Origin of the sequence: Hymenobacter busanensis (assembly GCF_008727865.1) — a bacterium.
Taxonomy (GTDB): Bacteria; Bacteroidota; Bacteroidia; order Cytophagales; family Hymenobacteraceae; genus Solirubrum; species Solirubrum busanense.
On sequence record NZ_VTWU01000002.1, the window covers coordinates 691,647 to 717,783 of the forward strand.

Below are 26,137 nucleotides of genomic sequence, written 5' to 3' on the forward strand. Positions count from 1 at the left end.
ACGGCGGGCCGAAGCCTCATTTGAACCGCCGCCCCTCGGGCACACTGGTTGAAAAAGTAAGTGGTGAACCCAGCTACGTTGCGCCAGGTTCACCACTCAGGGTACTTTGTTAGTCTTCTTCGAGGCGGAACTTCGCCACGTCCATGCCGAAGTGCAGGCCTTTTTCCTCCACGAGGTTTTCCAGCTCGGTCAAGGATTTCTTGCCGAAGTTGCGGAACTTCATCATATCGGCCAGGTCCAGCTGCACCAAGTCGCCCAGCGTCTTGATGTCGGCGGCCTTGAGGCAGTTGTACGCACGAACCGAGAGGTCCATGTCCTGCAACGGCGTCTTCAGCACCTTGCGCATGTGCAGCGTTTCCTCGTCCACGCTCTCCTCTTCTTCCGGCTTGGAAGTTTCGAAGGTCATCGTGTTGTCGGAGAACAGCATGAAATGCTGGATCAGAATGTTGGCGGCACCTTTCAGCGCATCCTCTGGGTGAATCGAGCCATCGGTCTGGATTTCGAGCAACAGACGCTCGTAGTCGGTACGCTGCTCCACACGGGTGTTTTCCACCGAGTACTTCACGTTTTTAATGGGCGTGAAGATGGCGTCGATAGAAATTTGACCGAAGATCTGGTCGTTAGGCTTGTTCTCCTCAGCCGGCACGTAACCACGGCCTTTCTGAATGGTGAATTCAAACTCCAGCGACGTTACGCTCGGGTCAACGTGGCAAATGATCAGCTCCGGGTTCAGCACCTGGAAGCCGTTCGTGAACTTGTTGATGTCACCGGCCGCGAACGTGTCCTGACCGCTGATGCGAACCGTGATTTTGTCTTCGATTACATCGTTGACCTTCTTGAACCGAACTTGCTTCAGGTTCAGGATGATTTCCGACATATCTTCAATCACGCCCTCGATGGTCTGGAACTCGTGCAACACGCTGTTGGTGCGCACCGTGGTGATGGCGTAGCCCTCGAGCGACGACAGCAGGATGCGACGCAGTGCGTTGCCAATCGTGACGCCGTAACCCTTCTCCAGCGGTTTGAACTCAAACGTTCCGTAGAAGTCGTCGGATTTCTCCATCACGACCTTCTCCGGCATTTGAAAAGCGAGAATTGACATAGATGCGGATGTAAGGGATGTTGAATGGAAGAAGCAGGCAATGCAGGAGCCGGCCCTGCCCAAGAAAGCTCTCGGGCAGCAACCGGCTCACTGTCAGGCTTACTTCGAGTACAGTTCGACGATCAGCTGCTCCTCGATTTTCTCGGGAATCTGGTCGCGCTGCGGCACCGAAATGACCTTACCGGCCAGTTCTTTGCCGTCCCACTCCAACCAGCCGAAAGCACGCGCGTTGCGCACCGACAGACTCGTGGTAATGGCTTCCAGCGACTTCGACTTTTCGCGAACCGCAACGATAGCACCCGGCTTCACGTGGAACGACGGGATGTTTACCACCTCGCCGTCAACCGTGATGTGCTTGTGCGACACCAACTGACGGGCAGCGCGGCGCGTCGGGGCGATGCCCAAACGGTACACCACGTTGTCGAGGCGCTGCTCCAAGAAGGCCAGCAGGTTTTCGCCGGTGATGCCCGGCTTGCCAGCGGCTTTGTCGAAGAGGTTAGCGAACTGCTTTTCCAGCACCCCGTAGAGGTACTTAACTTTTTGCTTCTCCATCAGCTGCACAGCGTATTCCGACTGCTTCTTGCGGCGGCCGCGGCCGTGCTGGCCCGGAGGATATGCTTTCTTGGTGAGTGCCTTGCTCGGGCCGAAGATGGCTTCCCCGAAGCGACGGGCAATCTTGGTTTTTGGGCCGGTATAACGTGCCATTTCAGAGAGGTGATTTTTCTGGAAAGAAAAGTAAACTGCCTGGCTAGCGCGCTGGCTCCCTCACGGGGCGAGCGTAGCCACGCGTCTGCCGTTACTCAGACGCGGCGACGTTTGGGCGGACGGCAGCCGTTGTGCGGCAGCGGCGTCACGTCGCGGATAGTTGTTACCTCCATGCCCATGTTCTGGAACGTGCGGATAGCCGATTCACGGCCAGCGCCCGGGCCTTTCACGAACACCTCTACTTTGCGCATGCCCAGGTCGTAAGCAACCTTGCCGCAATCGTTGGCTGCCGTTTGGGCAGCGTACGGGGTGTTCTTTTTCGAGCCACGGAAGCCCATTTTGCCGGCCGAAGCCCACGAAATCACCTGGCCGTTGTTGTTCGTAACCGAGATGATGATGTTGTTGAACGAAGCCTTGATGTGCACCTGACCGGTGGCTTCCACCTGGACGACGCGCTTCTTGGCTTTGTCTTTTCTCTTTTGTGCCATTTGGTTATCGCAAAAAAGGCGAGAGGTGTTGGCGGCAGTTGGAATGTGAGGAAGGCCCGCCGCCGATTCCCGCTAGTGTTATTTCGTAGCCTTCTTCTTGTTGGCAACGGTTTTCCGTTTGCCTTTGCGGGTACGCGTGTTGTTTTTCGTACGCTGACCCCGAACCGGCAGCCCTTTGCGGTGACGGAGGCCACGGTAGCAACCGATGTCCATCAAACGCTTGATGTTGAGCTGTACTTCCGAGCGCAGAACGCCTTCCGTCTTGTACTCCGCGGCAATGATGCTACGGATTTCACCAGCTTCGGCTTCCGTCCACTCGCTCACCTTCTTGTTCAGGTCAACACCTGCTTTGGTGAGGATGGCCTGCGAGGCCGAACGGCCGATGCCGAAGATGTACGTGAGGGCGATTTCGCCGCGCTTTTTGTCCGGGATGTCTACCCCTGCAATACGTGCCATGTTCTTGTGCTGCTAGTGTGGCTTAACCCTGACGCTGCTTGTAACGCGGGTTCTTTTTGTTGATCACGTAAAGTTTGCCTTTACGACGAATCACTTTGCAGTCGGCGCTGCGCTTTTTGACCGAAGCTTTGACTTTCATGTCGCGGGGTTATTTGTAACGGTACACGATTCGGCCCTTCGACAAGTCGTAGGGCGACATTTCGAGCTTTACTTTGTCGCCAGGCAGAATCTTGATGTAGTGCATGCGCATCTTTCCGGAGATGTGCGCAATTAACTGGTGACCGTTCTCCAACTCCACGCGGAACATGGCGTTCGAAAGGGCTTCCAAGATGGTTCCGTCCTGCTCAATCGACGACTGTTTGGCCATAAGGCTGCTGTTGCTGCTGTAAAGCTTTTTCTATGTAAGCAAAGGAGGTGAGTATCTCCGCCTTGTTTTGTCGAATAACGACAGTGTGTTCGAAGTGCGCGGAGGGCTGCCGGTCCTTGGTGCGAATGGTCCAGCCATCCTTTTCCTGCACTACGGACTTGACGCCCAGGTTCACCATCGGTTCGATGGCCAGCACCAGCCCGCTCTGCAGCTTTAGCCCCGAACCACGCTTGCCGTAATTCGGAACGTCTGGCTTCTCGTGCAGGCTTTTGCCGAGTCCGTGCCCTACCAACTCCCGCACAACCGAATACCCCCGTTTCTCCACGTAATCCTGGATTGCGAAGGACAGGTCGCCCATGCGGTTGCCGGCTATGGCCTGCTCGATACCCACGTACAAGGATTCCTTGGTAGCTTCGAGCAAGGCTTTCACTTCGGGCTTCACGTCCCCTACCGGGTACGTGTAGGCGCTGTCGCTGTGGTAGCCGTTGAGCTTTACGCCGCAGTCTACCGAAATGACGTCGCCGCTTTTGAGGACGAAGTCGCCCGGGAAGCCGTGTACCACCACCTCGTTGGGCGAGATGCACAGACTCGACGGAAAACCGTTGTACCCCTTAAAAGAAGGTTGCGCGCCATGGTCCCGGATGAACTCTTCCGCGCGCTTGTCCAGCTCACGCGTTGTAATTCCTTCCCGAATCATGCCCGCAACTTCTCCGTGCGCCTGAGCCAGCACCTGCGCGCTGGCTCGGATGAGTTCGATTTCTTCTTCGGTTTTGTACAGTATCATGCTTACGAAGCCAGCGCGATATTTTGCGCGCGACCTTTCAGCTTGCCCGTCTTCATCATGCCGTCGTAGTGACGCATGAGCAAGTAGCTTTCAATCTGGTTCATGGTATCGAGTACCACACCCACCATAATGATAAGCGACGTGCCGCCATAAAAGGCGGAGAACGGACGAGTGACGCCAAACAACAAAGCAATGGCCGGAAAGATTGCAATGAGAGCCAAAGCAATTGCCCCCGGCAGCGTGATGTGAGTTAGCACTTCATCAATGTGCTCCGAGGTAGCATCTCCCGGCTTCACGCCTGGCACAAAACCACCGCTGCGCTTCAGGTCATCCGCAATTTGCTTGGGATTGACGCTGATAGCCGTGTAGAAGTACGTGAACAGAATAATCAGCGTAGCAAAGACCACATTATACTGCCACGAAGTGTAATCTGAGAACTTCTGCCCAATGAACGTCGCCGTTTCGCTGTCCTGGCTCCAAGCCGAGGCAGCAATGGCAGGTACGAACATCAGCGACTGAGCGAAAATGATCGGCATAACGCCGGCCGCATTCACTTTCAGCGGGATAAACTGACGCTGAGCGTTCAACTGGCTTACGCCCCCTACTTGCTTGGCGTATTGTACCGGAATGCGACGAACCGCTTGGGTCAGGATGATAACACCCATTACCACAAAGAACAGTACCGCCAGTTCAATCAGGAAAATCAGCGAACCACGCATGCCTTTGGCAGCTGCTTCGCCGATGATGGCGCCAGGAAAACGCGACACGATACCGATCATGATGATCATAGAAATACCGTTGCCGATGCCCTTGTCGGTGATTTTCTCGCCCAGCCACATGCAAAACAGCGTACCGGCGGTGAGAATCAACATCGTCGAAATGGTGAAGAATACACCGGTACTGACGATGGCGTCCTGATTGATGGTGGCAATAAAGCCCACCGACTGCGCCATTACGATTGGAATGGTGAGCAGACGGGTGTATTGGTTGATCTTCTTGCGGCCCGATTCGCCTTCCTTCTGGAGCTTCTGGAAGTACGGAACGGCAATCGTGAGCAATTGCAACACGATAGACGCTGAGATATACGGCATGATGCCGAGCGCGAAAATCGAAGCGTGACTGAAGGCACCGCCCAGCAGGGTATCGAGCAAACCGAATACCCCACCTGACTTCGCATCCAAACGGCTCGGATCAACGCCCGGCAGCACAACGTAAGAACCCAGCCGGTAGATGGCAATGAAAAAAAGCGTATTGAGAATCCGCGTACGCAGATCCTCAATCGCAAAAATGTTCTTAACCGTTGTGATAAACTTGTTCATGCCGAACGGACTTACAGCTTCACAGCTTTGCCACCGGCTTTCTCAATAGCTTCAATAGCCGATTGCGAGAAAGCGTGAGCGTGTACTTCCAAAGCAGTGGTTACTTCACCACGGCCCAGAACTTTGATCTTGGCGTTTTTCGAAGCCAGACCGTTGGTCACGAAGTACTCCGAGTCCATCACGGACGTCTGAGCCTTTTCGTTCAGAGCCTGCAGCACATCGAGGTTGATGGCTTTGTACTCTACACGGTTGATGTTTTTGAAGCCAAACTTTGGGATGCGACGCTGCAAAGGCATCTGGCCACCTTCGAAGCCAGACTTCTTGGAGTAACCCGAACGCGACTTGGCGCCTTTATGACCACGCGTCGAGGTACCGCCGCGCGTCGAGCCTTCACCACGGCCCAAGCGCTTGTTGTTGCGCACGGAGCCTTCAGCGGGCTTAAGATTGCTGAGATTCATGATGGGGTATCGTCTACAGGGCGGTTACTTCTACCAAGTGACCAACTTTGGCCACCATGCCGGCTACGGCCGCAGTGTTTTCCACTTCGCGGACAGCGCCGATTTTCGTCAGGCCGAGGGCCTTCATCGTGCGCTTCTGCCGCTCGGGGCGGTCAATCACGCTGCGCACTTGTTTGATTTGGATCCGTGCCATCGTCGCTTAGCCGTTAAACACTTTGTCGAGGCTGATGCCACGTTGCTGGGCAACTTGCATCGGGTCGCGCATTTTATTGAGGGCGTCAAAAGTAGCCTTCACCACGTTGTGGGGGTTCGACGAACCTTTCGACTTGGCCAGTACGTCTTTGATACCGGCGCTTTCGAACACGGCACGCATAGCACCACCTGCAATTACGCCGGTACCGGCAGCCGCCGGCTGCACCAGCACGAAACCGCCCGAGTATTTGCCTTCCATTTTGTGAGGCACCGTATGCTTGTACATCGGTACCTTCACCAGGTTTTTCTTGGCGTCGTCGATTGCCTTGGCAATGGCGTCGGTTACTTCGTTGGCTTTGCCGAGGCCGTGGCCTACGGTGCCGTTGCCGTCACCTACTACTACGATGGCCGAGAAGCTGAAGCGACGACCACCTTTTACCACCTTCGCTACGCGGTTGATGGCAACTACTTTTTCCTTCAGGTCAGACTCCGAAGCCTTAACCGTGGGTTTATTCTGCTCGCGCATAGCTTAGAATTTGAGGCCGCCTTCGCGGGCACCTTCTGCCAATGACTTCACGCGGCCGTGGTAGAGGTAACCCGAACGGTCAAATACTACCTGCGTGATACCTTTCTCTTGGGCGCGGGAGGCCAGCTCCTTGCCCACGGCAGCTGCCGTAGCTACCGGCGTGTCGCCAGCGGTTACGTGCTTCGACGAAGCAGCCACGATAGTGCGGCCTGCGGTGTCGTCGATGATCTGCGCGTAGATGCCCGTGTTGCTGCGGAATACCGACAGGCGGGGGCGCTCGGACGTGCCGGCCACCTTGTTACGGATGTGGCGCCGGATCCGAAGTCTTCTCTCTGCTTTAGTTACAGCCATTGTGCTCGGTTATTTCGAGGCGGTCTTACCAGCCTTGCGACGAATCTGCTCACCCACGAAACGCACACCTTTGCCTTTGTAAGGCTCAACTTTGCGCAGCGAGCGAATTTTAGCGGCTACCTGACCGATCAACTGCTTGTCGATGCTGGTCAGCGTGATGATCGGGTTCTTACCCTTCTCGGTCACAGCCGTTGCGGTTACTTCCTTCGGCAGAGCCAGGAAGATGTTGTGCGAGTAGCCCAAAGCCAGCTCCAGCATGCTGCCGGTAGCGGTGGCTTTGAAACCTACACCTACCAGCTCCAGCTGCTCGGTGTAGCCATTGCTCACGCCGGTCACCATGTTGCTGATCAGCGAGCGGTACAGGCCGTGCATGGCCTTATGGCGCTTCTGCTCAGTCGGACGCTCCACCAGAATGGAACCGTCTTCGGTGCGAACCGTGATGTCGCGGTCAACGGGAGTTTTCAGTTCCCCTTTGGGGCCCTTCACCGTTACTTCGTTGTCGTTGCCGACGGTCAGCTGCACGCCCGTGGGCAGGCTGATCGGCAGTTTACCAATGCGGGACATATCTTCTCTTCTCTCTCGCTTAGTACACGTAGCACAGCACCTCGCCGCCCACGTTCTGGGTTTTGGCCTCTTTCTCCGTCATCACCCCTTTTGAGGTCGACAGAATCGCAACGCCCAAGCCGCTCAATACACGCGGCAGGTTCTCCACGTGAGCGTAGGTGCGCAGACCAGGCGTGCTGATGCGCTCCAGCTTCTGGATAGCGGGCTTCTTGGTAACAGGGTGGTACTTGAGGGCGATTTTAATCGTGCCTTGTACCGACGAATCATCAAAACGGTAGCTCTGAATGTACCCCTTCTCGTGGAGCACTTTCGTAATTTCCTTCTTGATGTTGCTGGCCGGAATCTCTACAACCCGGTGGTTCGCCTTGATGGCGTTGCGGACCCGGGTCAGGTAGTCGGCAATCGGATCTGTGTTCATTTGGATGTTTAAGAGGGCCCCCGCGTTTAGGGAACCGCAAAGGTAGGAAAATTTCACCACCACTTAGACCAGTGATGGTGAAATTTTCGGTTAAGACTACTTGGCATTCACGACGAAAGTCGCAGCCAATGGTTTCTTTCGGCAACCTGCCAAATGGGTGATGCTCCCAAGGAAGCATCGGGTAACTTGGAGTTACTGGTGAAGCCTCGCGGCTGGTTACCAGCTAGCCTTCGTTACGCCGGGAATTTTGCCAGCCGAAGCCATTTCGCGGAACGTCACGCGGCTGATGCCAAACTTGCGCATGTAACCACGGGGACGGCCGGTCAGCTTGCAGCGGTTGTGCAGGCGCACGGGCGAAGCGTTGCGGGGCAGCTTGTCGAGGCCTTCATAGTCGCCGGCAGCTTTCAATGCTTTGCGCTTTTCAGCGAACCGAACAACCAGCGCCTCGCGCTTCCGCTCTCTTGCTTTTACAGATTCCTTAGCCATTTGTCAGCTTATTTCTTGGCGTTGGCAAACGGCATCCCGAAGGCGCGCAGCAGCTCGTAGCTCTGCTCGTCGTTTTCAGCCGTCGTTACGAAGGTGATGTCCATACCGGAAATCTCCTTGATCTTGTCAATCGAAATTTCCGGGAAAATGATTTGCTCCTTCACGCCGAGAGTGTAGTTACCACGACCGTCGAAGCCTTTGTCGCTGATGCCTTTAAAGTCGCGTACGCGGGGCAGTGCAACAGTCAGCAGACGGTCGAGGAATTCGTACATCTGCTCGCCGCGCAGGGTAACACGGGCGCCGATGGGCATGCCTTCGCGCAGCTTAAAGTTCGACACCGAACGCTTCGCGATGGTCGGTACGGCTTTCTGACCGGTGATGATGGTCAGTTCGTCCACGCCGTTGTCCACGAGCTTCTTGTCGGCTACAGCCTTACCAATACCGCGGTTGATGCAGATTTTGGTAATGCGCGGCACCTGCATGGTGCTCTTGAACTGGAACTTCTCCTGCAGTTGCTGGCGAATCTCCTTGTTGTATATGTCTTTGAGTCGAGCCATTGTCTTGGGGCCTGATTAGGCTTTCTTAGAATCAACCAGCTTGACGTTGCTCACGTGAATCGGAGCTTCGATCTTGGTGATGCCACCTTGCGGCGACTTTGCACTGGGTTTGTTGTGCTTGGTCACCAGGTTCAGCCCCTCCACGATTACGCGCTGGGTGGTACGGTTTACCGACTTGATAACGCCGGTCTTGCCACGCTCGTCACCAGCAATAACCAGGACATTGTCGCCGGTTTTCACGTGCAACTTTACGGGCGCTGCTTTGGGTTTCGTTGCCATTGGTTAGAGAACTTCAGGAGCCAGCGACACGATTTTCATGAACTGCTTCTCGCGCAGTTCGCGGGCTACAGGCCCAAAGATGCGCGTGCCACGCGGCTCGTCGTTATTGTTGAGCAGCACGGCGGCGTTGTCGTCGAAGCGAATGTACGAGCCGTCTTTGCGGCGTACTTCCTTTTTCGTGCGAACTACCACAGCTTTCGATACGGCACCCTTCTTGGCATTGCCCGAAGGGATGGCCGACTTGATAGCCACGACAATTTTGTCGCCTACCGAAGCATACTTCTTGCCCGTGCCCCCGAGGACGCGGATGCAGAGTACTTCTTTGGCGCCGCTGTTGTCGGCTACCGTCAGACGGGATTCTTGCTGGATCATCTTACTTGGCTCGCTCTACGATTTCAACCAAACGCCACCGCTTCCGCTTGCTCAACGGACGGGTTTCCATGATGCGCACCGTATCGCCTTCGCCGCACTCGTTGTTTTCGTCGTGGGCGGTGAACTTGGTCGACTTCGACACGAATTTGCCGTAAATCGGGTGCTTCATTTTGCTTTCAACCACAACAACGATGGTCTTGTCCATCTTGCTGCTGGTCACGCGGCCGACGCGCTCTTTGCGCAGGTTACGCTCTTCCGTAGCGACGCCCTGCTGTTCTGCGTTGTTTTCCATTGCTTACTTATCAGCGGCTACTACGAGTTTTGCTCCTGCTCGCGACGCTTCAGCTCGGTGAGCAAGCGGGCGATGTTGCGCCGACCGTACTTGATGCGGGTCGGGTTTTCCAGGGGCGAGATGGCGTGGGCAAACCGCAAGGTCTGGCCGTTCGTCTGCTCCTTTTTGATCTGCTCTTTCAGCTCCTCGAGCGAAAGGGCACGGACTTCAGCGTTTTTCATCTTTACTTGGCCTCAACGTAGTCGCGACGTACCACAAATTGGGTGCGAACCGGCAGTTTCTGGGCTGCCAAACGCAGCGACTCCTGAGCCAGTTCCAACGAAACCCCGTCCGACTCGAACAGGATGGTGCCGGGCTTAACCACGGCTACCCAGTACTCGGGCGAGCCTTTGCCTTTACCCATACGAACCTCTGCAGGCTTTTTGGTGATGGGTTTGTCTGGGAAGATGCGAATCCACACTTGACCTTCACGCTTCATTGCGCGGGTCATGGCGATACGAGCTGCTTCAATCTGGCGGGCCGTAATCCAGGCTTGCTCCAGGGATTTGATAGCGAACGAACCGAAGTCGATGGAGCTACCGCGGTAGGCCAGGCCGTGTACGCGGCCCTTCTGCATCTTCCGATATTTGGTTCTTTTCGGTTGTAACATGTCTTAGTCTCGAAAAAGAAGTGGAAGAGAAGGACTAACGACGGGGGCCACGGCCTGCGCCGCCACCACCGGGGTTACCGCCACGGTTGCCACCGGCACCACCGCCAAAGCCGCCACGGCCTGCGCCACCGCCACGGTTGTCACCGCCGCCACGTGGGCCACGGTCACCACCACGGCCACCACGGTCGCCGCCACGCTCACCCCGGTCGCCACGCTCACCGCGCGGGCCACGGTCACCGCGGTCGTTACCGCCTTGGCCTTGCTGCTGAGTCAGCAGCTGGTTGGGCGAGAGGTCGGGCTTGCCGAATACTTCACCACGCATGATCCACACCTTGATGCCGATTTTGCCATACACCGTCTGGGCTTCAGACAAGGCGTAGTCGATGTCGGCGCGGAGGGTGTGCAGCGGGGTGCGGCCTTCCTTGTATTGTTCCGAACGGGCAATTTCAGCACCGCCCAGGCGGCCACCACACTGCACCTTAATGCCTTCAGCGCCCACACGAATGGCACCCTGAATGGCTTGCTTCATGGCGCGACGGAACGAGATACGAGCCTGCAGCTGCTGGGCGATGCTTTCGCCTACCAGCTTGGCGTCGAGTTCCGGACGCTTGATTTCGAAGATATTGATCTGAACGTCCTTGCTCGTGAGCTTTTTCAGTTCGTCTTTGATCTTATCAACTTCCTGGCCGCCTTTACCGATTACCACACCCGGACGAGCCGTGTTGATGGTGATGGTGATGCGCTTGAGGGTACGCTCGATGATGATTTTCGAGATGCCGCCCTTCGGGATGCGTGCCAGGATGTATTTGCGGATTTTCTCGTCTTCGACCAGTTTGTCAGCAAAGTCTTTGCCGCCGTACCAGTTCGAATCCCAACCCTTGATGATGCCGAGGCGGAAACCTACCGGATTAACTTTCTGTCCCATAATACTTATTCGGTGGCGTCAGCCGCGGTTTGGGTATCAGCTTTCTTGGTCGAGCGACGCGTCGTCTTCTTCGGTGCTGCTTCAGCAGCCGGAGCAGCGGCAGCGGCCGGCGCAGTTTCCTGCTTGGCAGCGGCGTCTTTCAGGCCTTGGCGGCTGCCAATGGCTTCCACCTTCGAATCAATGATGAGCGTGACGTGGTTGCTGCGCTTGCGGATGCGGTGGCCACGGCCCTGGGGGGCGGGGCGCAGACGCTTCAACTGGCGGCCTTCATCCACGAAAATCTCTTTGATGTAGAGGTTTGCGTCTTCAATGCGCTCGTCCTCGTTCTTCTGCTGCCAGTTGGCCAAGGCCGACAGGAGCAGCTTCTCGACACGCTCAGCGCCCGAATTCGCCTCAAACTTCAACAAGCTTAAGGCACGGGTAACGCTTTTGCCGCGTACGAGGCCGGCCACGAGGCGCATCTTGCGCGGCGAGGTCGGAACATTACGGAGTTTGGCTACTGCTTCCATGTCTTAGCGCTTGCCTTTGTCTTTTTTGGCGACGTGGCCGCGGAAGTTGCGCGTGGGCGCGAACTCACCGAGCTTGTGACCGACCATGTTTTCGGTCACGTACACCGGAATAAATTTATTGCCGTTGTGAACGGCGAAGGTATGCCCTACGAAGTCCGGCGAAATCATCGAGCGGCGCGACCAAGTCTTCACCACCGATTTCTTGTTGGACTCCTCCATCACCTGCACCTTCCGCTCCAGGCGGAAGTCGATGTACGGGCCTTTTTTAAGCGAACGTGCCATTACTTCTTGCCTTTACGCGAAACGATGAGTTGCTCAGAGTACTTGTTCTTGTTGCGGGTCTTGGCGCCCTTCGCGAGCAGACCTTTGCGGCTGCGCGGGTGACCACCGCTCGAGCGGCCTTCACCACCACCCATCGGGTGGTCAACGGGGTTCATTGCAACACCGCGAACGCGCGGACGAACGCCCAACCAACGGTTACGACCAGCTTTGCCGAGACGTACGTTCATGTGGTCGCCATTCGAAACCGTACCAACCGTGGCCATGCAGGTTACCAGAACCATGCGCATTTCGCCGGAAGGCAATTTCAGCGTCGCGTACTTGTCTTCGCGGGCCACCAGCTGGGCGTAGGTACCGGCCGAGCGGGCCATTACGGCACCAGCACCGGGCTGCAGCTCGATGTTGTGGACAATCGTACCGAGCGGCATGTTGCGCAGGGTAAGAGCGTTGCCCACTTCCGGGGAAGCCGAAGGGCCCGATACCACCGTGGCGCCTACCGTCAAACCAGCTGGAGCGATGATGTAAGCCTTCTCGCCGTCCGCGTAGTGCAGCAGGGCGATGCGAGCCGTACGGTTGGGGTCGTACTCAATCTCCTTCACGGTAGCCGGCACATCGTGCTTGCTGCGCTTGAAGTCGATTACGCGGTACTTCTGCTTGTGACCACCGCCGATGTAACGGTTGGTCATTTTTCCGGAATCATTCCGGCCACCGGATTTTTTGAGGGGTGCCAACAGCGACTTCTCCGGCGTCGACGTGGTAATCTCGTCGAAGGCCGGGGCGATGCGGAAGCGCTGACCCGGTGATGTTGGTCTTAGTTTTTTGAGTGCCATTGCTTAGCTGAAATGCTCTGGCGGGAAGATGCCCGCCCGAAACGATGGTGCTGCTTAGATGCCGCTGTAGAAGTCGATTACGTCGCCTTCCTTCACGGTCACGATGGCTTTTTTGCCATGCGGACGGCGGCCAATCACTGCACCCGTCTTCGTGAACTTCGACTTGAGCTTGCCGTTGGTGCGGATGGTGTTGATGCTCACCACCGTCACGCCGTACAGCTGCTCGATTTCTTTTTTGATCTGAACCTTGTTGGCGGTGCGCTCAACCTGGAAGGCGTATTGGCCTTTCTCGTTCAGCGCCGTGGCCTTCTCGGTCACGATGGGCTTCTTGATCGTGCTCATTACTCAGCGGCCGTGTAAAGTTGATTGAGCGCCTGCAGGCCGTCTTCCGACAACAGCAGGGTGTCCGTGTTCAGCAGGTCGTGCGTGTTCAGGGCAACGGGCGTAGCCACTTTCACCTTCTGAATGTTGCGAGCCGACAGCACCACGTTCTTGTTAACCTCACCCGTTACCACCAGCGTCTTTTTGCCGTTGTTCAGGTTCAGACCGCTCAGGATGTTGAGGAAGTCTTTGGTCTTGGGAGCTTCGATGTTGAAGTTCTCAACCAAGGCCAGACGGTTTTCGCGAGCAAGTACCGACAGGGCCGACAGACGGGCCAGCTGTTTGGTTTTCTTGTTCACTTTGAAACCGTAGTCGCGCGGCTTGGGACCGAATACGCGACCACCGCCGATGAACACCGGCGACTTCATCGAACCAGCACGGGCACCGCCGGTGCCTTTCTGCTTCTTCAGTTTCTTGGTGGTGCGGGCAATTTCAGCGCGCTCCTTCGACTTGTGCGTGCCCTGGCGCTGGTTGGCCAGGTACAGCTTCACGTCGAGGTACATGGCGTGCTCGTTCGGCTCCAGCCCGAAGATGGCGTCAGACAGCGTCACCTTGCGGCCGGTGTCCTCACCTTTGATCGTCAATACAGAGAGTTCCATCGCGCCTATTTCTCCAGAATCACGTAACCGTTTTTAGCACCGGGCACCGAGCCGCTCACCAAGATGAGGTTGTGCTCGAGCATCACGCGCATCACCTTCAGGTTTTGCACTTTCACCCGGTCGCCGCCCATGCGGCCAGCCATGCGCATTCCTTTGAACACGCGCGAAGGCCAGGAGCAGGCACCGATAGAACCGGGGTGACGGCCGCGGTTGTGCTGGCCGTGGGTTTGGCCACCAACACCAGCAAAGTTGTGACGTTTTACAACGCCCTGGAAGCCCTTGCCTTTGGACGTACCAACTACATCGACGAAGTCGCCTTCAACGAAGTACTCGGCATTCACTTCGGCGCCGAGCGTGTACGAAGCCACGTCGTCGGTGCGGAATTCCACGAGTTTCTTGCGGGGGGTAACGCCCGCCTTAGCGAAGTGGCCAGCCAACGGTTTGTTGGTGTTCTTGGCCTTCTTGTCGCCGTACCCGAGTTGAACGGCCGTGTAGCCGTCGTTCTCGAGCGTTTTCACCTGCGTCACTACGCACGGGCCAGCTTGGATGAGCGTGCAGGGCACGTTCTTGCCGTCCGGAGTGAAGAGGCTTGTCATACCGATTTTCTTACCGATAATGCCAGGCATTCGAATGGGGTTTGAGAAAAGACACAGGAAAACGCCCGAATGACGTTTTCGGAAAGGGAGTGCAAAGCTAGGGAATTATGAAGACAAAATTGCAACCCCCTTCTGAAATAATTTAGAGTGGGTTGCTGCTACTACTCAGCACGTTCGGTGCGGCCTTAGGCCATTGGCCAATCCGACGAAGCATTCAGCAACACGGAATTGGTCAATAATTTGTGGTGCGCAGCCAGTATTTCGCGAAAGAAACGGCGCAAGGCTCCTTCTTCTATCTTACGGAGCAATGACCACTGATTCGCCTTCTTGGCGCGCGGGCAATACCCAAAGCAGAAACGCGAGAAAGAAGGCGGGAATTACGGTACCAATTTGGCTTTCCAGCATTGGATTGACCATGAAGGACACGGTAATAACTACGTAGTAGGCCATGAGCAACCAGCTCCATTGCCGCCGCGCCCACCAGAGGGGATAATAGAAGCCCAACAGAAAGACCACCAAACCAACCGAGCCGTAGGAAACCAGCTGCTCGAGGTACTGATTGTGTGGCCGGTTGTAATTGTTCTCCGTGATTTGGGGAAAGAGTTGATGGTAACGCTGGCTCATCTCTTTGTGTACATCGGCCTTGCCCACGCCCCAGATAGGATTGTCCTTCACAATAGCCCAAGCCGCTTGATAGGAATAAACCCTCCCTACCAGCGAATAGCGGTTGGCTTCCTGTGACTGACTGATTTGTCCAGCATCTTCCTGCGTGTTGTGGTACTTATTGCGAAACGTAGGTAAACAGAAATAGCTCATCAGGGGCATCAACAGCAGGAAACCAGCCAGCGCGAAGGCTTTTTGCAGCTGCCGCCGCCATAATAACACGGCTCCATATCCAATGCTGAGCAAATAGAATGCTAATAGCCCACTGCGCACAGCTAATAAAAACTGGAAAAAGACGAGGAACGCAATACCAGCAATTAGCCACGTAATACCTTTCCTCTTTAGGCTTTCCCGCTCCCATACACACACGCCCGTAGCAATAGCCAATGCTACCAGCAAACTAAAGTTAACGTGGTCTGGCACCGTTGGCATGAGCTTGGAATGGGTGTATAGTTCGTTGATTTCGGCGGTGTGGAATAAGTAATAGATAGTGCTGCCTAAAGCCGACAGTGCGGTTACGCATACAAATAGCGCCAGCAAACTCACTCGTTGCTTATCGGAAGGTACTGGCAGAATGCCAAAGGCCAATGGCAGCAGCACAAAAGGCAACTGCAATACTACCCCCTTCCAATACTGGTCTATATTTTCCCTATCGGTATTGAGCCCCGAAGCCAACTGCAAGCCAAAGAGCAAAGCCACTGCCGCGTAAGCCGGCCATTTTTCCCGTTGTGCGAAACGGCGCGTTAGCGCCCAATATCCCAGACCGGCAAGGGTTACGAGCCCAATTCCAATGCTCGACAGTGTACGCAGCACAGGAATGGTATACATGCCGATAATAACTAGGGCGCAGCCGACAACAGACAGCAGCTGTAGCACCCGAACACCGGAGGAAGAATGAACATCAGTTTGAGGATGGGACTGAGTCATTGGGCTATGAAATCATGATTATCTTATGCTGCTACAGTTGCTCGCATGCAACCATTGTTGTGCGAATCTTCCGCACTACCAGCACTTGGGTTCTACAAAAACAAACCCCACCGGCTTCCTGAGTCGGTGGGGCTTATTATTTCAAACGAGGGCTATCCTCAGACTTTGATTTCTACGTCAACGCCGCTGGGCAGTTCCAGCTTCATCAGGGCATCTACCGTCTTCGACGAAGTCGAGTAGATGTCCACGAGGCGCTTGTAGGTGCAGAGTTGGAATTGCTCACGGGCCTTCTTGTTCACGTGAGGCGAACGAAGGACGGTGAACTTGTCTTTCTCAGTGGGCAAAGGAATCGGGCCGCTTACGATGGCACCCGTGGCTTTCACCGCCTTTACGATCTTCTCCGACGACTTGTCGACGAGGTTATGATCGTAGGACTTCAGTTTGATGCGAATTTTCTGGTTCATGATGTCAGCTTGTGAAAGCAACGATTATTTACCGCCTTTTACTTTGGCGATGATGCCCTCGGCGAGGTTCATCGGCACCTGCTCGTAGTGCGAGAAGGTGAGCGACGCCGAAGCACGACCCGACGAAATGGTGCGCAGGTCGGTTACGTAGCCGAACAGTTCCGACAACGGAACGTCAGCCTTGATAACCTGAGCGCCAGCCTTCGTGTCCATGCCTTTCATGATGCCACGGCGACGGTTCAAGTCACCCGTTACCGGGCCCGTGTACTCGTCCGGCGACACTACTTCGACAGCCATGATAGGCTCGAGCAGCTTCGGAGCGCAACGCGGTGCGGCCTCTTTGTAGCCCAGACGTGCCGCCATTTCAAACGACAGCGCATCGGAGTCAACATCGTGGTACGAGCCGTGGAAGATCTTCACACGCATCGAGTCCATGGGGAAGCCGGCCAGTACGCCGTTCTTCATGGCCTCTTCGAAGCCCTTCTGGATCGGGGCAATGAATTCGCGCGGGATAACACCACCGGTGATGCCGTTGACGAACTCCAGACCGGGTTTCTCCGGCTCGGTTTCTTTCGGACCGAGTTCGAATTCGATGTGAGCAAACTTACCACGACCACCCGTCTGCTTCTTGTAGACTTCGCGGTGCTCGATGGTTTTGGTAATCATCTCCTTGTAGGCTACCTGCGGAGCACCCTGGTTGATTTCAACCTTGAACTCGCGACGCATCCGGTCGATGATGATTTCCAAGTGAAGCTCACCCATGCCGCGCAGTACCGTCTGGCCCGTTTCGGGGTCGGTGAATACCGTCAGGGTGGGGTCTTCTTCTACGAGTTTGGCAATGGCCATACCCATCTTGTCCACGTCGGCCTGCGTCTTCGGCTCGATAGCGTAGCCGATTACGGGCTCGGGGAACGACATCGACTCGAGAACCAGACGGTCTTTCTCTTCCGTCAGGGTGTCACCGGTCTTAATGTCTTTGAAACCCACGCCGGCGGCAATGTCACCAGCCTGGATCTTGTCGATGGGGTTCTGCTTGTTGGAGTGCATCTGCATCAGACGCGAGATGCGCTCCTTCTTGCCCGTACGGTTGTTGAACACGTACGAACCCGACTCGAGCTGACCCGAGTAGCAGCGGAAGAAGCACAGACGGCCCACGAAGGGGTCGGTGGCAATCTTGAACGCCAGGGCAGTGAACGGCTCCGAGTTATCGGGGTGACGCTCTACTTCCTCGCCCGTGTCGGGGTTGGTACCGATGATAGCCGGCATGTCGAGCGGCGAGGGCAGGTAAGCCATTACGCCGTCCAGCATCGACTGCACACCTTTGTTTTTGAAGGCCGAGCCGCACATTACGGGCGAGAACTTCATGTCGATTACCGCCTGGCGGATAACGACCATCATTTCTTCGCGGGTAATGCTGTCCGGATCTTCGAAGAATTTCTCCAGCAGGGCGTCGTCGTATTCGGCTACGCTTTCTACCAGCTTTTGGCGCCACTCGGCTACCGTCTCCACCAGATCCTCGGGAACCGGAATTTCGTGGTACGATTTGCCTTGGGTAGCGTCGTCCCACACGATGGCTTTGCCAGTGAGCAGGTCAACTACGCCTTTGAAGGTGTCTTCAGCGCCAATCGGAATCTGCAGGGGCACCGGGTTAGCACCCAGTTTGTCCTTGATTTCGGTTACGGCTTTGAAGAAGTCAGCACCGGCGCGGTCCATCTTATTGACGAAGCAGATACGCGGCACTTTGTACTTGTCAGCCTGACGCCATACGGTTTCCGACTGCGGCTCTACGCCCGAAACGGCGCAGAACAGGGCAACGGCACCGTCGAGCACACGCAGCGAACGTTCCACTTCAACGGTGAAGTCAACGTGGCCGGGGGTGTCAATCAGGTTGATTTTGTACTGCTTGGTTTCCGGCGTCGGGTCGCCGTTGGCGTCCGTCGGGTAGTTCCAGAAGGTGGTAGTAGCAGCCGACGTGATGGTGATACCACGCTCCTGCTCCTGCTCCATCCAGTCCATCGTGGCGGCACCTTCGTGCACTTCCCCGATTTTGTGGGTTTTACCGGTGTAGTATAGGATACGCTCCGACGTGGTGGTCTTACCGGCGTCGATGTGCGCCATAATCCCAATGTTGCGGAGGTACTGAAGGTCTTTGTTTACGGCCATTGTCTTATGCGGACTTAGGAATGTGGGGACTCAAGGCTTGGATTCGTGTTGGAACAACAATCCAGGGCCGAAAGTCCCCAACTACCCAAAAACCATTCTTAGAAACGGAAGTGCGAGAAAGCCTTGTTGGCTTCGGCCATCCGGTGGGTGTCGTCCTTTTTCTTAACGGCAGCACCTTCACCTTTTGCGGCGGCGATGATTTCACCGGCCAGCTTGTCTTTCATGGTCTTCTCACCGCGACGACGCGAGTATTGAATCAACCACTTCGAACCCACGGCGATGCGACGGTCGGGGCGAACTTCGGTGGGCACCTGGAAGGTAGCACCGCCTACGCGGCGGCTCTTTACTTCCACGGTCGGCATCACGTTGTTCAGGGCTTTGCGCCACTGCTCGAGGCCGTTTTCCTTGGTGCGAGCTTCTACTTGCTCCAGGGCGTCGTAGAAGATGCCGTACGACAGGCTCTTCTTGCCGTCGTACATCAGGTAGTTAACGAAACGGGTAACCAGCGTCTCGCCGAACTTGGGGTCCGGCAGGAGGATGCGCTTCTTCGGTTTTGCTTTTCTCATGATTTCGAAAGGGCTTGGCGACTGTGCTTAGAGTGGAATCAAGCTTCACGCGCACGGGGCGCATTACTCAGACCCCTGATTCAGACACCGACAGCCGTCAGAGTGACCTTATTACTTTTTCTTACCTGCGGGTTTGCCGCCTTTGCCAGCTGCTGCGGCAGGTTGGCCCGGCTTCGGACGCTTGGCACCGTACTTCGAACGACGCTGGAGACGGCCGCTTACGCCGGCGGTGTCGAGGGCACCACGGATGATGTGGTAACGAACGCCCGGCAAGTCTTTCACACGACCACCGCGGATCAGCACGATGCTGTGCTCCTGCAGGTTGTGGCCTTCGCCCGGGATGTAGGCGTTAACCTCTTTGCCGTTGGTGAGGCGCACGCGAGCTACTTTACGCATGGCCGAGTTCGGCTTCTTGGGCGTGGTGGTGTACACGCGGGTGCACACGCCACGGCGCTGGGGGCACGAATCGAGAGCCGGCGACTTGGATTTCGTCGTCAGTTTCTCGCGGCCTTTGCGCACTAATTGGTTGATGGTTGGCATCTAAATGGGGTTTGTGCCGGGAGGGTCTTCTCCCAAAAAATTAGGCTTGCAAAGGTAGACAGTCTGATTTACAATAGCAAACGGGTATTGTAACTTAACCCGAAGTGCTTGTCCTGCTCAGTATCAGGGTATTTACGCTAATGAATCCTGGCCTTCGGAAAGGCACAAGAAAAGCCCGCACGGCAACGCGCGGGCTTTTTGGTCATTCTTGTGAGTTAGGAACGCTGCTAATCCGCCGCCTGCAAGGTGACCGGCCCAAAGTCGGCGCAACGGCTGAGCACGTAGCCCAGTACCTCCAGGCTGGCGCGGCTGCGGCTGTAGTCGCAGTAGTATAGGCCGTACTCGGCTCTTTGCAGCTCAGCATCGGGCATACCAGCCAAGCTGCCCGTACCGCGGTATTCATACCGGCCTAACTCGTCGCAGTGGTCAAAGTGTGGGGCTTTGCGCAGGATGGCAGCAGCCTGATCAGCCGTCATTGAACAAACGATGCGGTACTCATAGCCCATTTCTATCAGACACATTACCTTGCTATGTAACCTTATTTACCAAAAGCCGCAGTTGATATACAAGTTTACTACTTGTGTATTTTGCCAGCCCGTAGGAATATCGGGAAACGCACTTCCCGCTTGTCTTTGCCCCACAGCTCCCGCAGCGGCTGCTCAATCTGCCGTAGCGGCTCCTCTCCTACTTCCGTCCGATAGCGCTGCACGCTGCTCCACGTCTGCAAATAACGCAGAAACCGTTCAGCATCCCAGCTTTGCCGCTCCTCAAAATCGTGCAGCTGCATGTCGACGAATGGAAACGGAATGCGAGCAAACCGGTCGTCGATGTGGCGGCGGTTCTCGTCCCAATACGGCCCGACAATGTCAGTATAGAAGTGCTGCACGAGTGCGTCAATATCAGCGTTGACTTGGACCAGCCCATAGCCCCACTCGGCAATGGTGGCGCCGGGCCGGGCCACGCGCCGGGCTTCGCGATGGAACGCGTCGGCATCGAACCAGTGCAGGGCTTGTGCTACGGTTATCAGGTCGAAGCTGTCGGCGGCGAATGGTGTTTGCTCGGCTCTGCTGACGCGGTAATTGATATTCGGCTTTGGCGCAGCCTGCGCTAATTGCTGCTCACTTATGTCGGTGGCTTCCACACGAGCAAAGTATTCGGCTAGGTCGCTGGCTACTTGTCCGTTCCCGGTGCCGCAGTCCCATGCGGCTTCCCGTCCGGGCGTAATGGACAGCAAGAACTCGTAAAGCGCCGGTGGATAGGTGATGCGAAACTGCGCGTACTGGGCGGCGTGGCCGGAGAAACGGTCTAGTGGCTGCATAAACGGGAACAGCAAGGGCCACAGGCGTTGCTGCCGTGGCCCTTTAATAATATCATTCTCAAAAAGGAAGCCTTACGCCTCCCCCATCGTGCCGCTGAAGTTCATCGGGAAGCTGGGCATGTCGCCTTGCACCTTCACCGGGCCGAAGCTCCGTTCGTACCGCTCGATGTTGTCGGCCAGCGCCGACAGGAGCCGCTTGGCATGCTCGGGCGTAATAACCACGCGGGCTTTCACCTTGGCTTTGGGCAGGCCGGGCATCAGGCGAATGAAGTCGATGACGAACTCGCTGCTGCTGTGCGCAATCATGGCCAGGTTGGCGTACTCGCCTTCGGCAATGTCTTCGGAGAGTTCGATATTGATTTGCTGCTGTTCTTCGGGAATAGGTTGGGGCGGTTGTTGGCTCATGCTTGTAGCGCAAACTTTTAGTTCGCGTAGTGTTGAACAGAATCTGTTGACTTGCGGCGGTAATACGCGAGCTGAAAGGTCGCGCTGCATACCGCACCGCTAAAAGTAGGCAGAAAAAGAAAAGCCCGCCGGAATTGCTTCCGGCGGGCTTCCCTACTTAATCAGCCTAAGCGGCCGGCCAATTACTCGGCCGACACTTCGCGCTTGCTGCGGCTGGCGCGAGGACGAGCCTCGGCAGCAGCCGGCGCAGCGGCCACCGGCTCCGGGTCTTCGGTCGAACCAACGATGATGCGTTGGTAGTCGCGCAGACCGGTACCGGCCGGAATGAGGTGACCCACAATTACGTTTTCCTTCAGGCCCAGCAGTTCGTCGGCCTTGCCACGGATGGCGGCTTCCGACAGCACCTTGGTTGTTTCCTGGAAGGAAGCGGCCGAGATGAACGACTGAGTACCCAACGAAGCCTGCGTGATGCCTTGCAGCGTGGGACGCGATACGGCCGGCGAAGCGTCGCGCACTTCTACCAGCTTCAGGTCGCGGCGGCGCAGCGAGGAATTCTCGTCGCGCAGCTTACGAGCCGTTACGATCTGACCACGCTTCAGCTCCGTCGAATCACCTTCTTCCGTTACCACCTTCATGTCGATGATGGAGTCGTTTTCTTCCATGAAGGTCACCTTGTCGATAACCTGGTGCTCCAGGAAGGAGGTGTCGCCCGGATCGATAATCACGACTTTCTGCATCATCTGGCGGACGACCACCTCGATGTGTTTGTCGTTGATTTTCACACCCTGCAAGCGGTACACTTCCTGAATCTCGTTCACGAGGTACTCCTGCACGGCACCGGGGCCCTGAATGTTCAGGATGTCAATCGGGGTAATGGCACCATCCGACAGCGGCGCACCGGCGCGGATAAAGTCGTTGTCCTGCACCAGAATGTGCTTCGACAGCGGCACCATGTACTTCTTCTTCACGCCGTCTTTCGACTCGACAAAGATTTCGCGGTTACCACGCTTCACCGTGCCGTAGGTTACCACACCGTCGATTTCCGACACGACGGCCGGGTTCGACGGGTTGCGGGCTTCGAACAGTTCGGTTACGCGGGGCAGACCACCGGTGATGTCGCGGGTTTTGCCCACGGCGCGTGGAATCTTGGCCAGGATGTGACCGGCCTTGATTTTCTCGCCATTTTCCACGCTGATGTGCGAACCAACGGGGATGTTGTAGGCTTTCTGCGCTTCGTCGCCGCCTTTCTTGCCGGCTTTCACGATGATGGCCGGCGCCAATGTCTTGTCTTTCGACTCGATGATTACCTTCTCGCGGTGACCGGTCTGTTCGTCCGATTCCTCGCGGTAGGTAATGCCTTCCTTGATGCCGTCGTAGTTGATGGTACCGTCGAATTCAGCCAGGATAACCGCGTTGTACGGGTCCCAGTTGCAAAGTTCGGCGCCTTTCTCTACTTCCTGCCCTTCGTCAACCACCAGGAACGAGCCGTACGGTACGTGGTTCGAGATGTACACCTTGCCGGTGCCTTTCTCCACGATGCGTACTTCGCCCGAGCGGCCCATCACCACTTTGCCTTTCACGCCTTCGTCGGTCACGGTATCCACGGTGCGGATATCCTCGAACTCAACGACACCGGCGAACTTGGCGCGGATGCTGGCTTCAACGGCAATGTTGGAAGCCGTACCACCTACGTGGAACGTACGCAGGGTCAGCTGCGTGCCCGGCTCACCAATGGACTGCGCAGCAATTACGCCAACCGCCTCGCCGCGCTGGACCATACGGCCCGACGACAGGTTGCGGCCGTAGCAACGGGCGCAGATACCACGCTTAGCTTCGCAGGTCAGTACCGAGCGGATTTCCACCGATTCGATGCTGGTCTGGTCGATACGGCGCGTGATTTCCTCGGTGATTTCGTCGCCGGCAGTCAGGATAACCTCGTCCGTGAGCGGGTCGATGATATCGTGCACCGCTACGCGGCCCAGGATACGCTCGGCCAGCGGCTCTACCACGTCCTCGTTGTCTTTCAGGGCGAAGGTCTCGATGCCACGCAGCGTACCGCAGTCCACATCGTTCACAATCACGTCCTGCGACACGTCTACCAGACGACGCGTCAGGTAGCCGGCATCAGCCGTCTTCAGAGCGGTGTCGGCCAGACCCTTACGGGCACCGTGGGTCGAAATGAAGTACTCGATAACGTCCAGGCCTTCTTTAAAGTTAGACAGAATCGGGTTTTCGATGATTTCGCCTACCGAACCCTGCAGCGACTTCTGCGGCTTGGCCATCAGACCACGCATACCGCCGAGCTGACGAATCTGCTCGCGCGAGCCACGGGCACCGGAGTGCATCATCATGTAGATCGAGTTGAAGCCCTGGTCGTCCGTTTCAAGACGACGCATGAGCGTCTCCGTAATCTGGTTGTTGATGCGCGTCCAGATGTCGATAACCTGGTTGTAACGCTCGTTGTCGGTAATCAGACCCATCTGGTAGTTCTGGGTTACCGCATCCACGTCGGCCTTGGCCTGCGCGATGAGGGCGTCCTTCTCCTTCGGAATCTGAATGTCACCCAGACCCATGCTCAGGCCGCCTTTGAAGGCCGACTGGAAGCCGAGGGTCTTGATGTCGTCGAGAAACTGGGCGGTACGGGCCATGCCCGTGCGCTTAAACACCAGCGAAATGATCTGCTGGAGCTTCTTCTTCGTGAGCAGTTCGTCCACGAAGCCCACTTCCTGCGGTACGTGCAGGTTGAACAGCACACGGCCAGCTACCGTTTCGATGATTTTCGTGACCAGGTTATCTTCCTCGTCGCGAACCACCGTGCGCACCTTGATGTAGGCTTGCTTCGAGAGTTGACCTTCGTTGATGGCAATAACCACTTCCTCAGCCGAGTAGAAGGTCATGCCTTCGCCCTTGATCTTCTCCTCGTCGGTGCTGCGCTTGCCTTTGGTCACGTAGTACAGACCCAGAACCATGTCCTGCGACGGCACCGCGATGGGCGCGCCGTTGGCCGGGTTCAGGATGTTGTGCGAGGCCAGCATGAGCATCGAGGCTTCCAGTACGGCAGCCGGTCCCAGGGGAACGTGCACAGCCATTTGGTCACCGTCAAAGTCAGCGTTGAAGGCAGTACACACCAGCGGGTGCAGCTGGATAGCTTTGCCCTCGATGAGACGCGGCTGGAACGCCTGGATACCCAAGCGGTGCAGCGTAGGAGCACGGTTGAGGAGCACCGGGTGGCCTTTCAGCACGTTCTCCAGGATGTCCCACACCACGGCGTCCTTGCGGTCCACGATTTTCTTGGCCGACTTCACCGTCTTCACGATGCCGCGCTCGATGAGCTTGCGGATGATGAACGGTTTGAACAGCTCAGCCGCCATGTTCTTGGGCAGACCGCACTCGTGCAGCTTCAGCTCGGGGCCTACCACGATAACCGAACGGCCCGAGTAGTCGACACGTTTACCGAGCAGGTTCTGACGGAAGCGGCCCTGCTTGCCTTTCAGCATGTCGGACAGCGACTTCAGGGCACGGTTGCCTTCGGCGCGCACGGCATTCACCTTGCGCGAGTTGTCGAACAGGGAGTCGACGGCTTCCTGCAGCATGCGCTTCTCGTTGCGTAGAATCACCTCGGGAGCCTTGATTTCGATCAGGCGCTTGAGGCGGTTGTTGCGAATGATAACGCGACGGTACAGGTCGTTCAAGTCGGAAGTAGCGAAACGGCCACCGTCCAGGGGCACGAGGGGGCGCAGTTCCGGCGGAATCACCGGCACCATGCGAATCACCATCCACTCGGGGCGGTTCTCGATGCGGCCGTTGGCTTCGCGGAAGGCTTCCACCACGCGCAGACGCTTCAACGCTTCGGCTTTACGCTGCTGCGAAGTTTCGTGGGCGGCGGAGTCACGCAGCGAATAGCTCAGCTCGTCCAGGTTCAGGCGCTCGAGCAGCATGTAGAGCGCGTCGGCACCCATGCGGGCGATGAACTTCTGCGGGTCCTCGTTGGGCAGCATCTGGTTCTCGCGAGGGAGCTTGTCGATGATGTCCAGGTATTCATCTTCGGTCAGGAAGTCGTACTGCTGCACGCCTTCCGTCTCCAATACGCCCGGCTGCACTACCACGTAACGCTCGTAGTAGATGATCTGGTCGAGCTTTTTGGTAGGCATACCCAGCAGGTAGCCAATTTTATTCGGCAGCGACTTGAAGTACCAGATATGGGCTACGGGCACCACCAGTTCGATGTGGCCCATCCGCTCACGGCGCACTTTCTTCTCGGTCACCTCCACGCCGCAACGGTCGCAGATGATGCCTTTGTAGCGAATGCGCTTGTATTTGCCGCAATGGCATTCCCAGTCCTTCACCGGCCCGAAGATCCGCTCACAGAACAGACCGCCCATTTCGGGCTTGTACGTCCGGTAGTTGATCGTCTCGGGCTTCACCACTTCGCCGTTCGACCGCTCCAGAATGGCTTCGGGCGAGGCGAGCGAGATGGTGACTTTCGAGAAGTCCTGCACTAACTTCTTGGTTTTTGCAAACGCCATGTTGCTTGTTTATTAAGCTGTTAGCTTGTTGCTGTTCACTGCCTGCTTCCTTGCAGCTGCCCGTAGGCAATACCGCAGAAA

Annotated in this window: 35 protein-coding genes and 2 pseudogenes; all 37 read right to left on the reverse strand. The window is 56.5% G+C overall.

Translation table 11 applies throughout. From position 1 onward, the window contains the following. Positions 1–109: 109 nt before the first annotated feature. Positions 110–1,102 carry a DNA-directed RNA polymerase subunit alpha gene (locus tag F0P96_RS07395; RefSeq protein ID WP_151078191.1) on the reverse strand — a complete coding sequence of 331 codons (993 nt, stop codon included), beginning with the start codon at positions 1,100–1,102 and terminating at the stop codon, positions 110–112. A 99-nt stretch (positions 1,103–1,201) separates the two neighbouring features. Continuing rightward, positions 1,202–1,807, reverse strand: a complete 606-nt coding sequence (gene rpsD, locus F0P96_RS07400; protein WP_151078192.1) for a 30S ribosomal protein S4 — start codon at positions 1,805–1,807, stop codon at positions 1,202–1,204. Between the two features lie 95 nt (positions 1,808–1,902). Then, the gene (gene rpsK / locus F0P96_RS07405; RefSeq protein WP_151078193.1) at positions 1,903–2,295 is read right to left on the reverse strand and encodes a 30S ribosomal protein S11; all 393 of its coding nucleotides are present in this window, start codon (positions 2,293–2,295) and stop codon (positions 1,903–1,905) included. Positions 2,296–2,373: 78 nt separating this feature from the next. After that, positions 2,374–2,751: a 30S ribosomal protein S13 gene (rpsM, locus tag F0P96_RS07410; RefSeq protein WP_151078194.1), complete on the reverse strand. Its 378-nt coding sequence runs from the start codon at positions 2,749–2,751 to the stop codon at positions 2,374–2,376. Positions 2,752–2,773: 22 nt separating this feature from the next. Next, positions 2,774–2,890: a type B 50S ribosomal protein L36 gene (gene ykgO, locus F0P96_RS07415; RefSeq protein WP_034256541.1), complete on the reverse strand. Its 117-nt coding sequence runs from the start codon at positions 2,888–2,890 to the stop codon at positions 2,774–2,776. 9 nt (positions 2,891–2,899) lie between these two features. Continuing rightward, positions 2,900–3,118 carry a translation initiation factor IF-1 gene (gene infA, locus F0P96_RS07420; RefSeq protein ID WP_078013177.1) on the reverse strand — a complete coding sequence of 73 codons (219 nt, stop codon included), beginning with the start codon at positions 3,116–3,118 and terminating at the stop codon, positions 2,900–2,902. Further along, positions 3,096–3,902 carry a type I methionyl aminopeptidase gene (gene map / locus F0P96_RS07425; protein ID WP_151078195.1) on the reverse strand — a complete coding sequence of 269 codons (807 nt, stop codon included), beginning with the start codon at positions 3,900–3,902 and terminating at the stop codon, positions 3,096–3,098. The genes infA and map overlap by 23 nt, the downstream gene beginning before the upstream one ends. A gap of 2 nt (positions 3,903–3,904) precedes the next feature. Further along, the gene (secY, locus tag F0P96_RS07430) at positions 3,905–5,221 is read right to left on the reverse strand and encodes a preprotein translocase subunit SecY (protein WP_151078196.1); all 1,317 of its coding nucleotides are present in this window, start codon (positions 5,219–5,221) and stop codon (positions 3,905–3,907) included. A gap of 11 nt (positions 5,222–5,232) precedes the next feature. After that, positions 5,233–5,679, reverse strand: coding sequence for a 50S ribosomal protein L15 (gene rplO, locus F0P96_RS07435; RefSeq protein ID WP_151078197.1), 447 nt, complete (start codon positions 5,677–5,679; stop codon positions 5,233–5,235). Positions 5,680–5,692: 13 nt separating this feature from the next. Further along, positions 5,693–5,872: a 50S ribosomal protein L30 gene (gene rpmD, locus F0P96_RS07440; RefSeq protein WP_151078198.1), complete on the reverse strand. Its 180-nt coding sequence runs from the start codon at positions 5,870–5,872 to the stop codon at positions 5,693–5,695. 6 nt (positions 5,873–5,878) lie between these two features. Then, positions 5,879–6,397: a 30S ribosomal protein S5 gene (gene rpsE, locus F0P96_RS07445; protein ID WP_151078199.1), complete on the reverse strand. Its 519-nt coding sequence runs from the start codon at positions 6,395–6,397 to the stop codon at positions 5,879–5,881. A 3-nt stretch (positions 6,398–6,400) separates the two neighbouring features. Then, positions 6,401–6,748 (reverse strand): 50S ribosomal protein L18, encoded by a 348-nt coding sequence (rplR, locus tag F0P96_RS07450; protein WP_151078200.1) that lies wholly within the window; start codon positions 6,746–6,748, stop codon positions 6,401–6,403. A gap of 9 nt (positions 6,749–6,757) precedes the next feature. Continuing rightward, a complete protein-coding gene (gene rplF, locus F0P96_RS07455) occupies positions 6,758–7,312 on the reverse strand; it encodes a 50S ribosomal protein L6 (RefSeq protein ID WP_151078201.1) in 555 nt (184 codons plus the stop codon). Positions 7,313–7,331: 19 nt separating this feature from the next. After that, on the reverse strand, positions 7,332–7,730 hold the full coding sequence (gene rpsH / locus F0P96_RS07460) for a 30S ribosomal protein S8 (protein ID WP_151078202.1): 399 nt from the start codon (positions 7,728–7,730) through the stop codon (positions 7,332–7,334). Positions 7,731–7,946: 216 nt separating this feature from the next. Continuing rightward, a complete protein-coding gene (gene rpsN / locus F0P96_RS07465; protein WP_151078203.1) occupies positions 7,947–8,216 on the reverse strand; it encodes a 30S ribosomal protein S14 in 270 nt (89 codons plus the stop codon). Positions 8,217–8,224: 8 nt separating this feature from the next. Further along, complete coding sequence (gene rplE, locus F0P96_RS07470; RefSeq protein ID WP_151078204.1) at positions 8,225–8,773, reverse strand: 50S ribosomal protein L5; 549 nt, start codon at positions 8,771–8,773, stop codon at positions 8,225–8,227. A gap of 24 nt (positions 8,774–8,797) precedes the next feature. Beyond that, a pseudogene (gene rplX, locus F0P96_RS07475) lies at positions 8,798–9,052 on the reverse strand (50S ribosomal protein L24); the annotation flags it as partial. A 3-nt stretch (positions 9,053–9,055) separates the two neighbouring features. Beyond that, entirely contained in the window at positions 9,056–9,424 is a 369-nt protein-coding gene (gene rplN, locus F0P96_RS07480) for a 50S ribosomal protein L14 (protein ID WP_110976717.1), read from the reverse strand. A gap of 1 nt (position 9,425) precedes the next feature. Further along, the gene (rpsQ, locus tag F0P96_RS07485; RefSeq protein ID WP_151078206.1) at positions 9,426–9,716 is read right to left on the reverse strand and encodes a 30S ribosomal protein S17; all 291 of its coding nucleotides are present in this window, start codon (positions 9,714–9,716) and stop codon (positions 9,426–9,428) included. A 20-nt stretch (positions 9,717–9,736) separates the two neighbouring features. Next, positions 9,737–9,937 (reverse strand): 50S ribosomal protein L29, encoded by a 201-nt coding sequence (gene rpmC, locus F0P96_RS07490; protein ID WP_151078207.1) that lies wholly within the window; start codon positions 9,935–9,937, stop codon positions 9,737–9,739. Positions 9,938–9,939: 2 nt separating this feature from the next. Next, positions 9,940–10,365 carry a 50S ribosomal protein L16 gene (gene rplP, locus F0P96_RS07495; protein WP_151078208.1) on the reverse strand — a complete coding sequence of 142 codons (426 nt, stop codon included), beginning with the start codon at positions 10,363–10,365 and terminating at the stop codon, positions 9,940–9,942. A 34-nt stretch (positions 10,366–10,399) separates the two neighbouring features. After that, on the reverse strand, positions 10,400–11,290 hold the full coding sequence (gene rpsC, locus F0P96_RS07500; protein WP_151078209.1) for a 30S ribosomal protein S3: 891 nt from the start codon (positions 11,288–11,290) through the stop codon (positions 10,400–10,402). Positions 11,291–11,454: 164 nt separating this feature from the next. After that, a pseudogene (gene rplV, locus F0P96_RS07505) lies at positions 11,455–11,799 on the reverse strand (50S ribosomal protein L22); the annotation flags it as partial. Positions 11,800–11,802: 3 nt separating this feature from the next. Continuing rightward, a complete protein-coding gene (gene rpsS, locus F0P96_RS07510) occupies positions 11,803–12,081 on the reverse strand; it encodes a 30S ribosomal protein S19 (RefSeq protein ID WP_078013193.1) in 279 nt (92 codons plus the stop codon). Then, the gene (gene rplB, locus F0P96_RS07515) at positions 12,081–12,908 is read right to left on the reverse strand and encodes a 50S ribosomal protein L2 (protein WP_151078211.1); all 828 of its coding nucleotides are present in this window, start codon (positions 12,906–12,908) and stop codon (positions 12,081–12,083) included. Before rplB ends, rpsS begins: the two co-directional genes overlap by 1 nt. Positions 12,909–12,962: 54 nt before the next feature. After that, positions 12,963–13,250, reverse strand: a complete 288-nt coding sequence (gene rplW, locus F0P96_RS07520) for a 50S ribosomal protein L23 (RefSeq protein WP_151078212.1) — start codon at positions 13,248–13,250, stop codon at positions 12,963–12,965. Then, on the reverse strand, positions 13,250–13,888 hold the full coding sequence (gene rplD / locus F0P96_RS07525) for a 50S ribosomal protein L4 (protein ID WP_151078213.1): 639 nt from the start codon (positions 13,886–13,888) through the stop codon (positions 13,250–13,252). The genes rplW and rplD overlap by 1 nt, the downstream gene beginning before the upstream one ends. A 5-nt stretch (positions 13,889–13,893) precedes the next feature. Further along, complete coding sequence (rplC, locus tag F0P96_RS07530) at positions 13,894–14,514, reverse strand: 50S ribosomal protein L3 (RefSeq protein ID WP_151078214.1); 621 nt, start codon at positions 14,512–14,514, stop codon at positions 13,894–13,896. A 267-nt stretch (positions 14,515–14,781) separates the two neighbouring features. Then, positions 14,782–16,074, reverse strand: coding sequence for an O-antigen ligase family protein (locus F0P96_RS07535; RefSeq protein ID WP_151078215.1), 1,293 nt, complete (start codon positions 16,072–16,074; stop codon positions 14,782–14,784). A 158-nt stretch (positions 16,075–16,232) separates the two neighbouring features. Continuing rightward, entirely contained in the window at positions 16,233–16,538 is a 306-nt protein-coding gene (gene rpsJ / locus F0P96_RS07540) for a 30S ribosomal protein S10 (protein WP_106930172.1), read from the reverse strand. 24 nt (positions 16,539–16,562) lie between these two features. After that, positions 16,563–18,701 (reverse strand): elongation factor G, encoded by a 2,139-nt coding sequence (gene fusA / locus F0P96_RS07545; protein ID WP_151078216.1) that lies wholly within the window; start codon positions 18,699–18,701, stop codon positions 16,563–16,565. Positions 18,702–18,799: 98 nt separating this feature from the next. Beyond that, a complete protein-coding gene (rpsG, locus tag F0P96_RS07550; protein WP_151078217.1) occupies positions 18,800–19,267 on the reverse strand; it encodes a 30S ribosomal protein S7 in 468 nt (155 codons plus the stop codon). A 111-nt stretch (positions 19,268–19,378) separates the two neighbouring features. Beyond that, a complete protein-coding gene (gene rpsL / locus F0P96_RS07555) occupies positions 19,379–19,807 on the reverse strand; it encodes a 30S ribosomal protein S12 (RefSeq protein WP_151078218.1) in 429 nt (142 codons plus the stop codon). Between the two features lie 227 nt (positions 19,808–20,034). Further along, a complete protein-coding gene (locus F0P96_RS07560) occupies positions 20,035–20,283 on the reverse strand; it encodes a hypothetical protein (protein ID WP_151078219.1) in 249 nt (82 codons plus the stop codon). 98 nt (positions 20,284–20,381) lie between these two features. Next, complete coding sequence (locus F0P96_RS07565; protein ID WP_151078220.1) at positions 20,382–21,125, reverse strand: class I SAM-dependent methyltransferase; 744 nt, start codon at positions 21,123–21,125, stop codon at positions 20,382–20,384. A gap of 72 nt (positions 21,126–21,197) precedes the next feature. After that, positions 21,198–21,530 carry a DUF3467 domain-containing protein gene (locus F0P96_RS07570; protein WP_151078221.1) on the reverse strand — a complete coding sequence of 111 codons (333 nt, stop codon included), beginning with the start codon at positions 21,528–21,530 and terminating at the stop codon, positions 21,198–21,200. Between the two features lie 182 nt (positions 21,531–21,712). Continuing rightward, positions 21,713–26,056: a DNA-directed RNA polymerase subunit beta' gene (gene rpoC / locus F0P96_RS07575; RefSeq protein WP_151078222.1), complete on the reverse strand. Its 4,344-nt coding sequence runs from the start codon at positions 26,054–26,056 to the stop codon at positions 21,713–21,715. Positions 26,057–26,137: the final 81 nt, after the last annotated feature.

Bases quoted from the DNA above. Each gene is read 5' to 3' on its own strand.
- map (WP_151078195.1), bottom strand. From the start codon at position 3,902: ATGATACTGTACAAAACCGAAGAAGAAATCGAACTCATCCGAGCCAGC.
- rplW (WP_151078212.1), bottom strand. From the start codon at position 13,250: ATGAGCACGATCAAGAAGCCCATCGTGACCGAGAAGGCCACGGCGCTG.
- F0P96_RS07570 (WP_151078221.1), bottom strand. From the start codon at position 21,530: ATGAGCCAACAACCGCCCCAACCTATTCCCGAAGAACAGCAGCAAATC.
- rpmC (WP_151078207.1), bottom strand. From the start codon at position 9,937: ATGAAAAACGCTGAAGTCCGTGCCCTTTCGCTCGAGGAGCTGAAAGAG.
- F0P96_RS07395 (WP_151078191.1), bottom strand. From the start codon at position 1,102: ATGTCAATTCTCGCTTTTCAAATGCCGGAGAAGGTCGTGATGGAGAAA.
- rplP (WP_151078208.1), bottom strand. From the start codon at position 10,365: ATGTTACAACCGAAAAGAACCAAATATCGGAAGATGCAGAAGGGCCGC.
- rpsS (WP_078013193.1), bottom strand. From the start codon at position 12,081: ATGGCACGTTCGCTTAAAAAAGGCCCGTACATCGACTTCCGCCTGGAG.
- rplR (WP_151078200.1), bottom strand. From the start codon at position 6,748: ATGGCTGTAACTAAAGCAGAGAGAAGACTTCGGATCCGGCGCCACATC.
- rpsD (WP_151078192.1), bottom strand. From the start codon at position 1,807: ATGGCACGTTATACCGGCCCAAAAACCAAGATTGCCCGTCGCTTCGGG.
- secY (WP_151078196.1), bottom strand. From the start codon at position 5,221: ATGAACAAGTTTATCACAACGGTTAAGAACATTTTTGCGATTGAGGAT.
- rplB (WP_151078211.1), bottom strand. From the start codon at position 12,908: ATGGCACTCAAAAAACTAAGACCAACATCACCGGGTCAGCGCTTCCGC.
- rplF (WP_151078201.1), bottom strand. From the start codon at position 7,312: ATGTCCCGCATTGGTAAACTGCCGATCAGCCTGCCCACGGGCGTGCAG.
- rpsE (WP_151078199.1), bottom strand. From the start codon at position 6,397: ATGCGCGAGCAGAATAAACCCACGGTTAAGGCTTCGGAGTCTGACCTG.
- F0P96_RS07560 (WP_151078219.1), bottom strand. From the start codon at position 20,283: ATGACGGCTGATCAGGCTGCTGCCATCCTGCGCAAAGCCCCACACTTT.
- rplC (WP_151078214.1), bottom strand. From the start codon at position 14,514: ATGCCTGGCATTATCGGTAAGAAAATCGGTATGACAAGCCTCTTCACT.
- rpsK (WP_151078193.1), bottom strand. From the start codon at position 2,295: ATGGCACAAAAGAGAAAAGACAAAGCCAAGAAGCGCGTCGTCCAGGTG.
- rplD (WP_151078213.1), bottom strand. From the start codon at position 13,888: ATGGAACTCTCTGTATTGACGATCAAAGGTGAGGACACCGGCCGCAAG.
- rpoC (WP_151078222.1), bottom strand. From the start codon at position 26,056: ATGGCGTTTGCAAAAACCAAGAAGTTAGTGCAGGACTTCTCGAAAGTC.
- rpsN (WP_151078203.1), bottom strand. From the start codon at position 8,216: ATGGCTAAGGAATCTGTAAAAGCAAGAGAGCGGAAGCGCGAGGCGCTG.
- rplN (WP_110976717.1), bottom strand. From the start codon at position 9,424: ATGATCCAGCAAGAATCCCGTCTGACGGTAGCCGACAACAGCGGCGCC.
- rpsG (WP_151078217.1), bottom strand. From the start codon at position 19,267: ATGAGAAAAGCAAAACCGAAGAAGCGCATCCTCCTGCCGGACCCCAAG.
- rpsL (WP_151078218.1), bottom strand. From the start codon at position 19,807: ATGCCAACCATCAACCAATTAGTGCGCAAAGGCCGCGAGAAACTGACG.
- rplE (WP_151078204.1), bottom strand. From the start codon at position 8,773: ATGGCTCGACTCAAAGACATATACAACAAGGAGATTCGCCAGCAACTG.
- rpmD (WP_151078198.1), bottom strand. From the start codon at position 5,872: ATGGCACGGATCCAAATCAAACAAGTGCGCAGCGTGATTGACCGCCCC.
- fusA (WP_151078216.1), bottom strand. From the start codon at position 18,701: ATGGCCGTAAACAAAGACCTTCAGTACCTCCGCAACATTGGGATTATG.
- ykgO (WP_034256541.1), bottom strand. From the start codon at position 2,890: ATGAAAGTCAAAGCTTCGGTCAAAAAGCGCAGCGCCGACTGCAAAGTG.
- F0P96_RS07535 (WP_151078215.1), bottom strand. From the start codon at position 16,074: ATGACTCAGTCCCATCCTCAAACTGATGTTCATTCTTCCTCCGGTGTT.
- infA (WP_078013177.1), bottom strand. From the start codon at position 3,118: ATGGCCAAACAGTCGTCGATTGAGCAGGACGGAACCATCTTGGAAGCC.
- rpsJ (WP_106930172.1), bottom strand. From the start codon at position 16,538: ATGAACCAGAAAATTCGCATCAAACTGAAGTCCTACGATCATAACCTC.
- F0P96_RS07565 (WP_151078220.1), bottom strand. From the start codon at position 21,125: ATGCAGCCACTAGACCGTTTCTCCGGCCACGCCGCCCAGTACGCGCAG.
- rpsH (WP_151078202.1), bottom strand. From the start codon at position 7,730: ATGAACACAGATCCGATTGCCGACTACCTGACCCGGGTCCGCAACGCC.
- rpsM (WP_151078194.1), bottom strand. From the start codon at position 2,751: ATGGCACGTATTGCAGGGGTAGACATCCCGGACAAAAAGCGCGGCGAA.
- rplO (WP_151078197.1), bottom strand. From the start codon at position 5,679: ATGAATCTCAGCAATCTTAAGCCCGCTGAAGGCTCCGTGCGCAACAAC.
- rpsQ (WP_151078206.1), bottom strand. From the start codon at position 9,716: ATGGAAAACAACGCAGAACAGCAGGGCGTCGCTACGGAAGAGCGTAAC.
- rpsC (WP_151078209.1), bottom strand. From the start codon at position 11,290: ATGGGACAGAAAGTTAATCCGGTAGGTTTCCGCCTCGGCATCATCAAG.